We start from the raw sequence: 14,759 nt of genomic DNA, 5'->3' as shown, positions 1-14,759 counted from the left end.
ACATTTTTAAGTTTAATGTAAGTTATTTACTAATTGAGTCTGTGCTTAAATATTCACCATTACCGTAATAATTTCTTCTAATTTTTATAAAATTATTTTTGTGAAATTCGATTTCCTCACTTTTTAAAACCCCATCGTTATACCATTCTTTTTCTAAATTAGTAGAAAAGTTTTTTTCATACCCAATTTGTCCGGAATTATACCATCTTTGAAGTTTACCTATTCCCTTTCCATTTTTAAAATTACTTATTTCATAATATTTTCCATCATCATACCATCGTGTTTGTGAACCATTTTGATTTCCCTGTTTATTATAATTCATAAGTGAGGCTAACTGACCGTTTTTATGCCATTCTTTAACTACTCCAATAGAAATAGCAAGCTCATTTTCATTTCCAAATTGATCTATACTTACTAATTCGCCATTTGCTAAAGGCTTCCTTTTAATAATTTGATAATTCGTTTCACTTGCTAATTGACCATTTTCATACCACGTTTTTATATTACCATTTAAAACACCATTTTTATAATTAGATTCTTCTTTTAATTGACCATTTTCAAACCAGGTTTGTTGTTTACCATTTAGTTTATCTTGTTTATAATCATATACAAATTCTGGTTTTCCATTAAAAAACCATTTTTTACTAATTCCATCCAATTTGCCGTCTTTGAAACTTAACTCTTTTTCTATTTTTTTTTCATCAGCCATATCAAAAGCTATTCCATCAAATGGCTTGCCTTCATAATAATATATTTTCTCATCTAATTTTAATTCTTTTATATGAACTCTTTTTTTACTAAATGGGCTAAATCTTTCAATTAAAGAATTGTTATCTTCATCTGAATTGATATTCTCTTTTTTACAACCAATTATTAAAAAAATTAAACAAGTAAGAATTAGTGTTTTTTTCATTTTTAGGGTTTTATAATTCCCACAAATATATTAACACATTTTAACAACTTTTAAAAAAGCCTGATTTATTAGGCGTTTTATGTCGTATAAAAAACCTATATTAGTTTCATATTATAAAAGTTATGCTGAAACAAACCGAAAGGCTCAAAATAATTTATGATTTCCTCAAACAGACATCTGCTGATGCAAACACTATTTTAGAATATCTTAAACAAAAAGATGCGGAAATAAGCCTTCGTCAATTGCAACGTGATTTAAAAGAAGTAGAGAAAGTGTTTTTTCAACCTAATGAACAACTTATAATTACGGTTGCTGGTTGTCGCAAAAAGATTTGGAAAATAAACTTAAAAACTGCAAAAAACGAGCTTACTCAAAAAACAATAAACACATTGTATCTAGCCATATTGACACAACCCAATCTGTTAAAAGAAAATAGGAAAGATAATATTGATTTGTTTAAGGATTTGTTGCAAAATGCCTTACAACAAAGCAAAAACGAGATTATTAATGGCGACAATCAGCAATTAATCAATACTCATTTTTACGAAATCACTAAAGATAGCATTTTCAATGCTAATATTGATGATTTGATTGGGGCAATAATTCATAAAAAATACATTCAAATTCTAGAATTGATTAACGATTATACGGTAGATAATCACGCTTTCAAAACAGAAAAAATTGACTTTGCTCCTGTATCTATCTTGTATCATCGAGGAGCTTTTTTAGTTACTGGAGTAGAGAACCACAAACAAGAAATTGTGATTTATGAAATAGGTCAATTGAAGAAAATAAAAACACTTGATAAAGGCTACAATTTTGAGCAACTTTCAAAAAAAATAAAAACAGAATTAGACAAACGTTTTGGAATTACTAAAAACATAAACGATGAAGTTTATGATATTAAAATTGAATTCACATCAGTAACAGGTGCGTTAGTTTCAAAATATTTTTGGCATCATTCACAACATTTCGAAAAAAAGAAAGGCAATCATATAATGACAATGAAATGTGGTATTAATCGTGAATTACTAGGTTGGCTTTTTCAATGGATGTACAACATTCGTATTATAGAACCACTAATATTACAGGAGTATTATGATAAAACTTTAGACGAAATTATTGCTAACAGAAAGACTAAAAAACCTTTGGTTTACAGAAATATTTTTGAGCCCAAATGAAATTTTTGAAATCATTAATTGTTATACCCAAACCTCTTCAAGATATTAGCAATACTTCGCCATCCAGTGATATCCAATGCTAGCTAGTAGAAGTTTTTACAAAGATATTCCCAAAACAAAATGCTATTAGAAACTCAAATTTATTACTTCTCTACTTTTTGAAAAAGATTTTAGCGTTGTGTTTTCACAGCTTCCAAACCGCCCAACAAATATACCAATGGTGCATTCCAATTTATGGCAACTTCATTTGAGGCATACGCACATTGAACATCAAGATAAGATTTGGCTGGGATTTTGGATGAATAGGTAATTCCATTACATTCTATCAAATCTTGCTGACCTGGATTTGGACCTCCAACCAATAAGCCTGGAACGGGTTCCGTAATTCCGTCTGAAAATGATATTCGGTGATGAATATTTTGAGGTGATTTAATTCCAAATCCAGTCAAGAAAGAAAATCCAAGCGCATTACGCCCTAAAAGATAATCTGCATTAGCTTGAGCACTATCTACAAGACTTTGGTCTTTACTCAAAAGATAGGCTTTTATGAGAAACATTCCTTGATTACTGGCAACAGCATTGCTACCCCAAGCAAAATCTTTAGGATTTACTCCCATTGGAATTCCATAAGGAGAAAGAACTCCTTTTTGTTGTAAAACATTGGCAGCAGCTATAAATTGAGTTTTCATTTGGTTGATAATTGTACTAATTTTTTTATTTTTTGCAAATTTATCTGCATTTCGAACCATAGAATATACTCCTAACATTCCAACATTTCCCCAACTAGGAATATTGATGTTCTCGGAAATTGTACTACCTACATTACTGTCTGTTAAATACTTTTCATCTCCTGTTGCAATAAATAATTCGCATGATGCCCAATAAAATTCATCTTTTAATTTAGTATCACCATAAGCTCCTGTTTCAATTTTAGGATTCGCGAGTGTTTGCTGCTGATAATAGACTTTTGGATTTTTCTTTGCCCAAAAATACGCTTTGACACTTGCAACCCGACAAGAATCTGATAATCCCGGTAATTCTTTTGGGTATTTTTTATAAATTCTACTTGCCTGCGCCATCAATGCGGCAAAATCGAGTGCTGCGGCAGTACTTTTCATTACCACATAACGAGGCGTCGTAGCTTCATTTGGCATAATAAATTTATCAAATTTGGCATTGGTCAACTTGTGATATACGCCTCCATCCTCAGGATCCTGCATAGTGAGCATCCAACGCAAGTTCCAGTTCACCTCGTCAATAAGGTCTGGGATTGCATTTTTGCTTTCAGGAATAGTAAGATTTAGGGTTTTAGTATAAGAGGAAAAATCTTCGAAAAGCGCAAGAAGTGTATACGTGCTAATCCCTGAATTCACAATATATTTATTATAATCACCAGCATCATACCAACCTTTTGAAGAGCTAATAATTGTTCCTGCTGGCCTTTTTGCAGAAGCTGCAGAAGGGTGAACTATCACTTTGTCATCATCAGGATGTCCTTCTGGACGTGCAAACTTACCTGCGAATTGCGGCTTGAGTTCGATTCCGATTCTTTGATAATAAAACCCTTTAATGCTTGCCTTTGTTGCCTTTTCAAGAACTTTAGGCATAATTACAAAAGGATAGGAATTACCCAAACCTTGTACATACAAAACATACTTTCCGCTTTTTGTATATTTAGAAAAATCAGCTTTCATCGTTTCTTCTCCAGACAAATTCCAATTCCCTCCTTTTTCTAAATTAGATGAAAAAATGGTGTCTTTTTGATTTTCAAAATCAATTAAACTAAATTTAGTTAGTTTAGAACCAATAACAATGGCTATTTTGGGACCATTTGGATAAAACCCAATTTGATTTAACCGAATATTATCTGATGATAAATTATTTTGTCCTAAAATAAAATTGGAAAATAAATTAATTATTAAAACATAAATCAGATTTTGATTTTTCATTTTTTGTTATTAGTCAGTTAAAGAATAAAACTAAAATCAAAAAATCTACTCTTGATTTTAAAATATAGGAAAACGAATTTACAAAAAAACATACAACTCTTTCAAAGAATCGCAATTAAATTCCAAATCAAGGGCTTTTAAATCGAAAAAACCACCCTTTTCAGAATGGTTTTTAGCTTTTTTTTATGATTGTTTAAATCTTACTGATTATACCCAAACCTCTTCAACATATTAGCGTTGCTCCTCCAGTTTTTGTTGACTTTCACGTACAATTCGATATGGATTTGTTTTCCGAAAAACTTTTCTAAATCGGCTCGAGCTTCCATTCCCACTTTTTTCAAAGCAGCACCTTTGTGACCAATGATGATTCCTTTTTGGGTTTCGCGTTCCACCATAATCAGGGAACGAATTCGGATGATGTTTTCGTCTTCAAAGAATTCTTCGGTCACGATTTCCACCGCATACGGAATTTCTTTGCTGTAATTCAACAAGATTTTCTCGCGAATGGTTTCGTTTACGAAGAAACGTTCCGGTTTGTCAGTCAATTGATCTTTTGGATAATAAGCTGGAGATTCCGGCAATAATTCGATTATTCTTTGAAAAACTTCGGGAACATTAAAATTCTGCAAAGCTGAGATTGGATAAATCTCGGCATTAGGAACTTTCTCCGTCCAAAAAGCCACTTGTGCTTCCAACTGCTCTTGATTAGAATTATCAATTTTGTTCAATAACAACAAAACTGGAATTTTTGAATGGATAATTTTATTAAAAAAAGCTTCGTCTTTCAATTCTTGTTCCCCAATTTCGACCATATAAATCAAAATATCGGCATCCTCAAAAGCCGATTTCACGAAATTCATCATCGATTCCTGCATTTCATAAGCCGGCTTGATGATTCCGGGAGTGTCAGACAAGATCAATTGAAAATCTTCGCCGTTTACAATTCCAAGAATTCTGTGTCGGGTTGTTTGCGCTTTTGATGTGATGATGGATAATCTTTCTCCAACAAAGGCATTCATCAATGTTGATTTCCCCACATTTGGATTCCCGATGATATTTACAAAACCTGCTTTATGTGCCATTTAATATATAATTTAATTTGCAAAGGTAGTTATATCAAGTCGACAGATGAAATAAAACATTTTTTTAAATTTTTGTCGCAAATGATAAATTTCGCTATAACATTGCACCCGAAACAATGCGGGATAGAGCAATAGGCAGCTCGCCGTGCTCATAAGCCGAAAGTCACTGGTTCGAGTCCAGTTTCCCCATCCTTTTTTTTGACGGGCTTTTTTGTTTTTCTTTGGAATATCCATTTAAAAAATAGTTAACCTTAACAGCCTTTTCGGCTTTGTGGCTCGATATTTCTTTTTTTGATAGTATATGGTATTCAAGAGTATTTTTAAATTAATCGCGTTTGATATCGTTTAATTTTTAATCGCTTTTTTTAGATTTTCAACTAAAGGATTATCTAATATTCTAATTTGATTTATAGCCAATTTCGAAATTTCGGTTGCTCCTTTTACAGAAAGATGGGTGTTATCTTCTTTGCCTTCTGGATAATAAGGGATTTGGCCGGCTTTAAAATGCAAATGCAATTCTTTTATTTCTCTGGCCCATAGGATGTTTCCAATAATTCAGTGTAATATTGCAGGTCGATAAAAGGCACCTTATATTCTTGGGCAACTAAACGGGTTTCTAGCGGATATTCTCCATGCGTATCAACCAAAACACCTTGTTCATTAAAATTTCTTCGGACTATTGATGAAAATAAAATTGGAATGGCCCCTTTTTCTCTACTATCATTTACAAAACGAATTAAGTTATATCGGTAGCTTGTATGCGGATTGGTATAGCGGGCTGAATCTGCAACTTTTTCATCATTATGTCCAAATTGAATAAAAACATAATCTCCTGGCTTTAAAATTTTATATATAGCCTCCCAACGTTTTTCATTGATAAAACTACGAGTACTTCAGCCATTTACGGCTCTATTATCTATTATAATGTCTTCATTGAAAAAAGCGGATAACATTTGACCCCAACCTCTCTCTCGGGATTTCCATTCTCTGTTGGTTTATTTGCCATTGTAGAATCACCAATGGAATAGATTGTTTTCTTTTGTGCAATGCAGTTAAGTGAAATTAGCATTATTAGAATGAAAATATGTTTCATGAAATTTAGTTTTTTGTTTTAAAAAATTTACTTTACAGCTGTAGGAATTGTCGCTTTATCTCCTATTATAACTTCATTAATTGTTACGTTTTCAGAATTAGTAATGGTCATTCCGTTTTTTGCTGATTTTATTGTAATTGCATCCAGTTTAATATTTTTTATTTTTTTATTCGGATAACCTTCTATTACGATTCCTGTATTTGTAGCCTCGTTACAACTAATATTAGAAAAAGAAATATCTGAAATTTTAGAGGGAAATAAACCACTGCCTTCTCCGTGATAATTAGCTGTGATATAGATACAATCTTCTACTTTTCCAAACGCTAGGTTGTTGAAATAAATATCTTTGATATAGCCTCCACGATCTGAATTGGTTTTTATAAAAATGCCTCTTTTTAAATAACCTCGGAATTTGCTGTTTTCGACATATACATTTCGAACTCCGGCAGACATCTCACTACCAATTACAACCGCATGTAACCCTTTGAATTCACAATTTCTAATGACGATGTTTTCTGATGGCGTATTGGAATTGTTGCGACCTTCATCATCTCTTCCTGCTTTAATGGCAATATTATCATCCCCATTATCAAACAGAATATTTTCGATTAAAATGTCGCTGGAATATTCTGGATCGACGCCGTCATTATTATAATTATGGGCATCATATTTTACTCCTCGAACTGTTATGCTTTTACTCTTTAACAAATGGATACACCAAAAAGGAGCATCTTCTATTTGAACATCTTCAATAAGAATGTTTTTCGAATTGACAAACTGAATCAATTGAGGTCTTAAGTAATGACCTTCTCCAAAGATTCGCTCTTTTATTGGAGTATTATTATGGTTCATTTCTCTACTTAATAGTTGGTCCTCTTTTTCAAGAGACTTCCATTTTATCCAAGTATTTTTAGCTTCACCATCAATAATTCCTTTTCCGGTAATGGCTATATTTTCAACGTTATTACCATAAATCATCGGACTATAATTATAAAGCATTGTTCCTTCCCAACTGGTTAAAACGAGTGGATAATCTTTTGGATTGGAACCAAAACGAATTTTCGCGCCATCTTCCAAATGTAATTTTACGTTACTAACGAAATGAATGGGTCCATTTAGTGTATAAACACCTTTTGGGACAATTATTGTACCTCCATTATTTTTTTTGCAAAGCGCCATTGCTTTATCAAAGGCAGGTTTGGCATCACTAATTGAATCTCCTTTTGCGCCAAGTCGTGTCACCTCAATTTTAAACAAAGGAATTTTAGGCAATTGAATCCGTTTAATAATTGAGTCAACTTTAGCAGACGGAAAATTATTGTTTTGGGCAAAACAACTGATTGAAATCAGCAATAGAAAGGCAAATCTATATTTCATGTTTTTTTATTTTAAATAAGATTCTTTTATTATTTTGGAAAATTCCAATCCCATAATATTTTCAATGGTATATTTTTTTACTCCTGATTTTTTTAGTTGATGAGACCAAGAAACCCTTTTATTGGGCTGAAATCCTTCTCCGGTACAATTATATTCTGCGTAAAAGGAGTTTTTTTCTGCTTCAGGTTTAGACCAATTGTGCCAGCCTTCGGGTTTTATATGTTTGCCCATTTCACAATTAATGAAAACAGTTTTGGCATAAATCCGCCACGGTCTTCCAAGATATACTTCTGTCACATTTTCATCGGCAGTAAGTTTGCAGTTTTTAAAAACATACCCGAATTCAGTATTTTGAGGAGTAGAAGCAGCTGTTATATAGGAATTACTTTTGCTATGAATAATACAATTTTCGAATAACACGGTTGCATCTCCAAAGATAAAATCAGTGGTACCTTCTATATAACAATCTTTAAAATAGTTTTTTGCTCCTTCTGCCGATGTATAAAGCGTGTCCTGATTTCCTAATAAAGAACAGTTCGTTAATACCACACGATTTGCGTTTACATTCAATGCAACAGCTTGGCCTACCGGTCCAGATGTGTTTTGTATGGTTAAGTTTTGGGCTATGAAATCACTCCCTTCGACTAAAACAGTATAGGTATGAAAAGTACTGTTTCTGCCCAAATTTATCTTTTTGAAATAATCGTCATACGTAATAATTGTTTTTTCTCGACTTTCGCCAATCAATGAAATTTTTGGGTTCCAAGAATAAATTTTCACTTTTTCGTAGTAGGTTCCATTCTTTATAAAAATGGTAATTCTTTCTGAAGGAAATGCTTTTGCGGCATTTATAGCTTCTTGAATCGTGGTAAAATCACCACTTCCGTTTTTGTCAACAACAATGTTAAACTCGTCTTTTGGAGCTGAATTATTATTTTGAACTGCTTTTTCAGTTAGGACTTCAGTTTTTTTTTCCAACTTGGATATTCTTTCAAAACCTTTTTTGCACGATCGTTATACCAAGCGTATCCAACTCTACGTTCCTGACCAATTTCGGCATAAGAAGCTTTTTTGATTCCGTCACGATCACAGAAAAAAGGAGTATTGTCTTCCAGATTCATAAAACGTGCCCACATTGGCTCAGCATTAGGGTCTTTTATGAGAAGTTTTTCCTTTTTTGTGCTGTTTTCTATTGGAAAACGATCTTCTCTATAACCCGTGATTTTTGTTTTTTCAAACCAGACTACAGCATTATCTACCGCTGCAATAATTTCTTTGGATGGATTTTCAATAGACATTAACAGCAATACAATATTCACTGACTCTTGTCCACTTAAAGAAGGTAATTCATACGCTCTCGCCTTTGCAGGCAGTAAAGTGTTTTCATCGTGTTGTGCACACCAAACAGTGAGTACACCATTTTGTTTGTATTGCGTTTTTAGTATACAATCGATTCCTTTATTGAAAGCTATTTGAACTTTTTTAATAGTTTCATCTGATGGTTTTATAGAAAAATAGTCCGTTCTGTCTTTAATTTCTTTTAAAACATCAAGGATATTAACCATTGAATCGTCATTATAGGTAATATGCGTATAATAGCCTTTTTTTAAAGGATAAAATTGTGGCCATCCTCCATTTTCATATTGTGCCTCCAATAAATAGTCCAGCCCTAAAAGAAACGCTTTTTTATACCTTTCATCAGGTACTTGTCTGTACATTTTTGAAAGAAAAACCATTTCCTGATAAGTTGCTCCATTGTCGGTAGTAATATCGTGCAGGTCACTTTTAAGAGCAATTAATTGCTGTTTTTCTTCACTCGAAAGTGGATTTTGCATCTGTATGTTTTTAGGCCAACCACCAATATTGCGTTGGTAAAGCAAAACATTTTCGGCAATTGCTTTAGCTTCATCTGAAGCAAACCATTCGCCTTCTTTTTTTTCAGTTATACTTTCCCAAGATTTATCGTGTACTTGAGCATTAATGCTTATATTTAATACAAATATAAAAGCCAAGATAATTGCTGTTTTTAATTTTTTCATTTTAAATGTATTTATTTTGTGATTCTAAACCAGTCAATGCGAACACTTCCTGCATCGTTAATGTTTCCATTTCTAAGAGCCAAAAAGCCTAATTTTGCTCCAATCCACTTACCTTCTCTTGCCGTAAAACTAGAACCAACAGATTTGAATTTCACACCATCTTCACTATACAAGAAATCGCAAACCCCTACAACGCTTACTTTTACCTGAAGATAAAAGGTGTTGTTTTTTAATTTAGCAGCATCGCTTTCAGTCTCTAATCCTTTTTTATCTGCATTCTTGCAAATTACTTGAGACAAATAAAGTGCTCCCTTTGATTGTTTCACTTTCAAATAGCTATAATCAAGTCCCATAATCAACAAACCGGTTTGCTCCTCATCAAAACGGGCATTAAAAGTCATTTTTGTGGTTGCCGTGAATTCTTCGGCAGGAAACTTTTGCAATAATAAATTGCCTACATCGAATAAATTTGCAGCTTCCTTTGGCATCGGACGACAATACATCGTGTAATATCCCATTGAAGAGGGGAATCCCCAATATACTTGTGGATTAGCATGCCATTGCCATTGTAATCCTAGTGAAGGAGAATTAAATTCGTCAGAATCTTCAATTGTTTTTACAGCGAAACTTTTTCCAACATTCGGTTTTTTATACTTCATTACTGGCTCTCCAGTTCCATCACCGTCCTTATCAATACCAATTACTGGCCAATCTTTGATCCATTTCATCGGTTGTAAATGAACAATTCTACCATAAGCACCTTTGTCTTGAAAATGGAAAAACCAATCTTCCCCCGTTTGTGTTTGTACCCAAGCACCTTGATGTGGACCGTTTATGGATGATTTTCCTTGATCCATCACTTTTCGTTTTTCATAAGGACCATATATGTTTTTTGATCTTAAAACGGTTTGCCAACCTGTAGGAACTCCACCCGCAGGTGCAAAAACATAATAAAAACCGTTTCGTTTGTATAATTTAGGTCCTTCAATAGTAGATTCCCCCTCATGTCCGTCAATTATAATCACATCGTCATTATTAGCCAAAGTGCCTTCTAAATTCAAAGTACAAATAGCCAAAAGACTTTTGATTCCTGCCCTACTTCCAGCAAATGCATAAGCAAGATAAACTTTGCCATCGTCATCCCACAAAGGAGTTGGGTCAATAAGACCTTTTCCCTCTTTTACCATTATTGGTGCTGACCAAATTCCTCTGGGATCTTTTGTCTTCACCATATATATTCCATAATCTGGATCTGGATAATAAATATAAAATTCATTATCATGATATCGAATACAAGGAGCCCAAACACCATTCTCATGTTGTGGCTTGTCATACACATCAAATGGAGGTTGCTTTTGAAGTGCATAATTGACCAACTCCCAATTGACCATATCTTTCGAATGAAGAATTGGCAAGCCTGGCACACAATTAAAGGAGGAAGAAGTCATGTAATAATCATCTTCCACTCTAATCACATCCGGATCAGAGTAATCTGTATGCAATATTGGGTTTTTATAGGTTCCATCTCCATTATCAGCTATCCAAACTGATGAGTTTACCTTAATTTCATTTCCCTGCCCGAAGGACAGTTGACAAGAAACCAGCAATAAAACTGCAACTATAAGATGTTTAAATTTCATAATTAAATATTATAACCGAGAGACTGATGCCTTAATCCTATAAGAAAGCTATCTATTCAACTCTAGTGCGGCTAGTATAAATGGCCCTGTAGCTTTAGGGTCATTATCCTTTTTTCTCTCATTTACATAATATTCATACGAGCCATCTCGGTACGGATTTCCTCCTAGCCCAGCAACAGCACAGGCTTGTGTAATCGTAATTTCACCATCCGATTCCACTTTAATTAATTGAGTGGTCAATCCATCGAAAGCTTTATTGGCAATCGCTTTAAACTTAGAAGGCAAGTATCCTTTGTTTGCCCCTTTTGCAAAAGCATAGGCAAACATAGAACTTCCTGAAGCTTCTAAATAATTTCCCTCTTTGCTTCCCGAATCTGTTACTTGATACCACAACCCTGATTTATCTTGGAATTTAACCAAGCTCTCAGCAATTTTGTTTAAATAACCCACCAATTCTTTTTGTTTGGGATGCTCTTTTGGAAAATAATCCAAAGCGTCTACCAAAGCCATCACATACCAACCAATTGATCTTGACCAAAAATTAGGGGACGTTCCAGTTGCTGGATTTGCCCAAGGCATTTGTTTGCTTTCATCCCAACCATGGTATAACAATCCGGTTTTTTTATCCGTAGCATGCAATTGAATCAGTTCGAATTGTTTAGCGACATCATCTAGATTTTTTCCGTTTTCAAAAGTCGCAGTATATTGGGCATAGAACGGCTCTCCCATATACAATCCGTCTAACCACATTTGGTTTGGATACGTTTTTTTATGCCAAAACCCGCCACTTTCAGTTCTTGGTTGTTCCTCCAGTTGCTTTCTTAAAGTCTGCATGGCAACTAAGTAGCGATTTTCTTTTGTGGTTGAATATAAATTAAACAATATTCGCCCGGCAACAATCATGTCAATGTTGTAGTTTTCGATTTTGTAGGTTTTGATGTTTCCCTCTTTATCAATCAACTCATCCGCATAACTTTTGATATAATCAGAATAAGCAGGATTCTTTTTTTGTTTGTATAATTCTTCAAATGAAGTTAATACCAAACCATGGACATAATCCCATTTTGGTTCTTTTGCATCATCTATCCTATAGGATTCAGGATGGCGTTTCATAATAGATTGCGCCATACGTTCAGACCATTTTAATTGATCTGATATTAGTTGCTCTTTAGTAGTATCGGTTATTTTAGCAGGTGTCACTTTGGAAACACCTTTACAACTCACAAAAACTACCGAAAGGATTATAGCCAATGTTGCAAAACAATTAGTCAAAATGTTCTTTCTCATCTGAATTTATTTTAATTATTATTCTAAATTATATTTTATTTTTCTTGTTTAGCACTTCTAACTTTTCATCTAAATATTTGACAAATTCCTCTTGTGATTGGATTCCGCCCTTTTCTTGTTCCCATGCCCCTAAAAAGTAGAAAGAAACAAACTTTGTAGTAGGTTTAAATATCAAAAGATGATCAAATTCTGCATCAACAAAATTCTCGATAGTACTCGTTTCATAAAAAATTGCCATTCCTAATTTATCTGGAACCAGCGATTGTGAGCCATAAGTGGCAATATATGCCCATTTCTTATTTTTGCTCACTTTTTTAAGTAACTCCGTATTTTTTTGTTTTACAATTCCAGTGCAAATTCCTTGAATTTCTTTTGAAGGATGAATCGTATGTTGCGTATAGCGTTGATCTGGTTTAATGGTAAGTTCTGAGGTGAAATCAATTTTATCAGAAGCTGTTTTCCAACCAAAATAACGCACTTTTACAGTAGATTTGTTCACCTCATTTTTGACCTCGGCAATTGTAGAATCGACTTCATAAAAATGTAATCTTTCCTTGTTCAGATAGCGATCGATAGAGCCTATTCCGATTCCTTTTCCTGCTTTTAGGATATCTGCGCCCCAATCACTCATTTCATGGTAGGAATCAAAACCATCTTGCCCTACTTGTGGTAAAACAATTGCTTCTGTTTTTTTTCCAAAAATATCAATGGCATTTCTCCAATCTAAATACAAACGATATCCAATTTTATTGCTCTCCCAACCTGCTCCTTCGTAACGAATGTCAAAAGAATGATCAGTGTGTTCTTTGGCCAGTTTTAGTTTTTCTACATTTTTAAAAGTACCACCCTTGTATTTTCGACCTTCCCATTTGCCACCTTCTTTTACAGATAATTCCGCATAGGATTTAGCTGTTTTTATTTCATATTTATCTTGTGCTTTACAACTTGAAAGTCCTAAAAAAAGCACTGCAGAAAGAGTTATTATTGTTTTCATCTAATTATAATTTATTTAAAAATTGTGTCTAAAAATTGTGTGGTGTAAACGACCGTTTGATCAAACCAAGGTTGAAAAAGCCAAAAAGAATGTGGAGAATTATTTATACGCTTAACCTCATTATAAATTCCAAACTTATTCAATATCAAAATCATGTCATCTCTACCGGCATGAAATCTTTCCATGTCACTATTTACGAATAAAATGGGAGGATTGTGCTTATTAGCATGGGTTAAAGCAGAAGCTGATTGCCAGGTTTCAGGATTTTCATCATAATTCCCATTTAACCATAAACTTGCTACGGTACCTTCCTTAGATTGTGGATGTTTAAATGCTAAAATACCGTCTATATCAATTACAGCTTGAACATTTGTAGATGATTTATATATACTATTTCCTTCTTCAAAACTTTTATCCCCATTAGTAGCTCCAACTAAAGCTGCCATTTGTCCGCCTGAAGAACAACCTAAAACAGCGACTCTAGATGTATCTACATTAAATTTCGCAGCATTGGTTTTAATAAATTGAATAGCGCTTTTAACATCAAAAATAGCTGCTGGATATTTTGCTTCTGGTGATAATCTGTATTCAACTGTAAAACAAGAATATCCTTTTGAAGCAATCTCAACAGCCAATGGCTCCATGTGTGATTTGTCTCCAGATTTCCATCCTCCTCCATGTAATAAAATAACTGCTGGGTTTGCTTTATCAGATTTCAAATAAAAAGCATCTAACAACAAAAATCTTGAAGCTATATTTTTATAAATTATTCCTTTATCTTCAACTACGTTGCTTTTATTCTTTTTAGAGACAACTTGGATGAAAGGGTATTTTTTTATTTCTTTATTATAAGTACTAAATACAGTGTACGAGGTATCCCTTTCAACTGGATTTTGTGAAAATACAGCAAAGCTAATTCCAATAAAAAATATGACTAAAATTCTCTTCATATTAAAAACTACTTTTTTTAAAGAAAAGGGGCATAATAAATACACTAGTCCCCTTATTCAACCACCCAAAAACTAAATACCATTTGGATGTTGGATTTTGCTCAAAATTTTTGTTTTGATTTAAATCTAAAGCTTCTTGTGCTATTGGTTTACTAAACTGTTAATGTACACCTCAACATTTTCATACGCTGAACTCAGATCTTTCGCATTGTTATTGGCTTGTTTTGGGTTCAATACCGCTAGTTATTTCAAAT

General features: G+C 33.4%; 14 protein-coding genes and 1 tRNA gene. 2 read left to right on the top strand and 13 right to left on the bottom strand.

The genetic code is table 11. The annotated features are described in order from the left end of the window. Window positions 1-22: 22 nt before the first annotated feature. On the bottom strand, window positions 23-913 hold the full coding sequence (locus tag B2145_RS12310; RefSeq protein WP_291102688.1) for a toxin-antitoxin system YwqK family antitoxin: 891 nt from the start codon (window positions 911-913) through the stop codon (window positions 23-25). Window positions 914-1,035: 122 nt separating this feature from the next. On the opposite strand from B2145_RS12310, the gene B2145_RS12305 reads away from it, so the two are divergent. Next, entirely contained in the window at window positions 1,036-2,094 is a 1,059-nt protein-coding gene (locus B2145_RS12305) for a WYL domain-containing protein (RefSeq protein ID WP_291102686.1), read from the top strand. A gap of 170 nt (window positions 2,095-2,264) precedes the next feature. Here the strand turns inward: B2145_RS12305 and B2145_RS12300 are convergent, their stop codons facing one another. Both B2145_RS12300 and era read right to left on the bottom strand, forming a co-directional pair. Next, window positions 2,265-4,043 (bottom strand): glycoside hydrolase family 9 protein, encoded by a 1,779-nt coding sequence (locus B2145_RS12300; protein ID WP_291102684.1) that lies wholly within the window; start codon window positions 4,041-4,043, stop codon window positions 2,265-2,267. A 200-nt stretch (window positions 4,044-4,243) separates the two neighbouring features. After that, window positions 4,244-5,125 carry a GTPase Era gene (era, locus tag B2145_RS12295; RefSeq protein WP_291102682.1) on the bottom strand — a complete coding sequence of 294 codons (882 nt, stop codon included), beginning with the start codon at window positions 5,123-5,125 and terminating at the stop codon, window positions 4,244-4,246. A gap of 120 nt (window positions 5,126-5,245) precedes the next feature. On the opposite strand from era, the gene B2145_RS12290 reads away from it, so the two are divergent. Continuing rightward, window positions 5,246-5,314, top strand: a tRNA-Met gene (locus B2145_RS12290). A 156-nt stretch (window positions 5,315-5,470) separates the two neighbouring features. Here the strand turns inward: B2145_RS12290 and B2145_RS17640 are convergent. The 10 genes from B2145_RS17640 to B2145_RS12250 all read right to left on the bottom strand — a co-directional run bounded on the left by B2145_RS17640 (window position 5,471) and on the right by B2145_RS12250 (window position 14,505). Continuing rightward, entirely contained in the window at window positions 5,471-5,635 is a 165-nt protein-coding gene (locus B2145_RS17640; protein WP_349677733.1) for a hypothetical protein, read from the bottom strand. A gap of 11 nt (window positions 5,636-5,646) precedes the next feature. Continuing rightward, window positions 5,647-5,943, bottom strand: coding sequence for a hypothetical protein (locus B2145_RS17635; RefSeq protein ID WP_349677739.1), 297 nt, complete (start codon window positions 5,941-5,943; stop codon window positions 5,647-5,649). 101 nt (window positions 5,944-6,044) lie between these two features. Next, on the bottom strand, window positions 6,045-6,218 hold the full coding sequence (locus B2145_RS17630) for a hypothetical protein (RefSeq protein WP_291122977.1): 174 nt from the start codon (window positions 6,216-6,218) through the stop codon (window positions 6,045-6,047). Between the two features lie 27 nt (window positions 6,219-6,245). Beyond that, on the bottom strand, window positions 6,246-7,595 hold the full coding sequence (locus B2145_RS12280; RefSeq protein ID WP_291102679.1) for a glycoside hydrolase family 28 protein: 1,350 nt from the start codon (window positions 7,593-7,595) through the stop codon (window positions 6,246-6,248). A gap of 6 nt (window positions 7,596-7,601) precedes the next feature. Then, window positions 7,602-8,573: a pectinesterase family protein gene (locus B2145_RS12275; RefSeq protein WP_291102676.1), complete on the bottom strand. Its 972-nt coding sequence runs from the start codon at window positions 8,571-8,573 to the stop codon at window positions 7,602-7,604. Next, on the bottom strand, window positions 8,549-9,634 hold the full coding sequence (gene pelA, locus B2145_RS12270; RefSeq protein WP_291102673.1) for a pectate lyase: 1,086 nt from the start codon (window positions 9,632-9,634) through the stop codon (window positions 8,549-8,551). Before pelA ends, B2145_RS12275 begins: the two co-directional genes overlap by 25 nt. 11 nt (window positions 9,635-9,645) lie before the next feature. Next, window positions 9,646-11,274: a glycoside hydrolase 43 family protein gene (locus B2145_RS12265; protein ID WP_291102670.1), complete on the bottom strand. Its 1,629-nt coding sequence runs from the start codon at window positions 11,272-11,274 to the stop codon at window positions 9,646-9,648. Between the two features lie 48 nt (window positions 11,275-11,322). Beyond that, window positions 11,323-12,561, bottom strand: a complete 1,239-nt coding sequence (locus B2145_RS12260) for a glycoside hydrolase family 88/105 protein (protein ID WP_291102668.1) — start codon at window positions 12,559-12,561, stop codon at window positions 11,323-11,325. Between the two features lie 28 nt (window positions 12,562-12,589). Then, window positions 12,590-13,555, bottom strand: coding sequence for a DUF4861 family protein (locus B2145_RS12255; protein ID WP_291102666.1), 966 nt, complete (start codon window positions 13,553-13,555; stop codon window positions 12,590-12,592). An 11-nt stretch (window positions 13,556-13,566) separates the two neighbouring features. After that, window positions 13,567-14,505, bottom strand: coding sequence for an alpha/beta hydrolase (locus B2145_RS12250; RefSeq protein WP_291102665.1), 939 nt, complete (start codon window positions 14,503-14,505; stop codon window positions 13,567-13,569). Between the last annotated feature and the right edge of the window lie 254 nt (window positions 14,506-14,759).

Origin of the sequence: Flavobacterium sp. UBA5153 (assembly GCA_002413745.1) — a bacterium.
Classification (GTDB): Bacteria; Bacteroidota; Bacteroidia; order Flavobacteriales; family Flavobacteriaceae; genus Flavobacterium.
The sequence above is the reverse complement of the archived record's forward strand: the minus strand, read 5'-3'. Positions and strand labels throughout refer to the sequence as shown.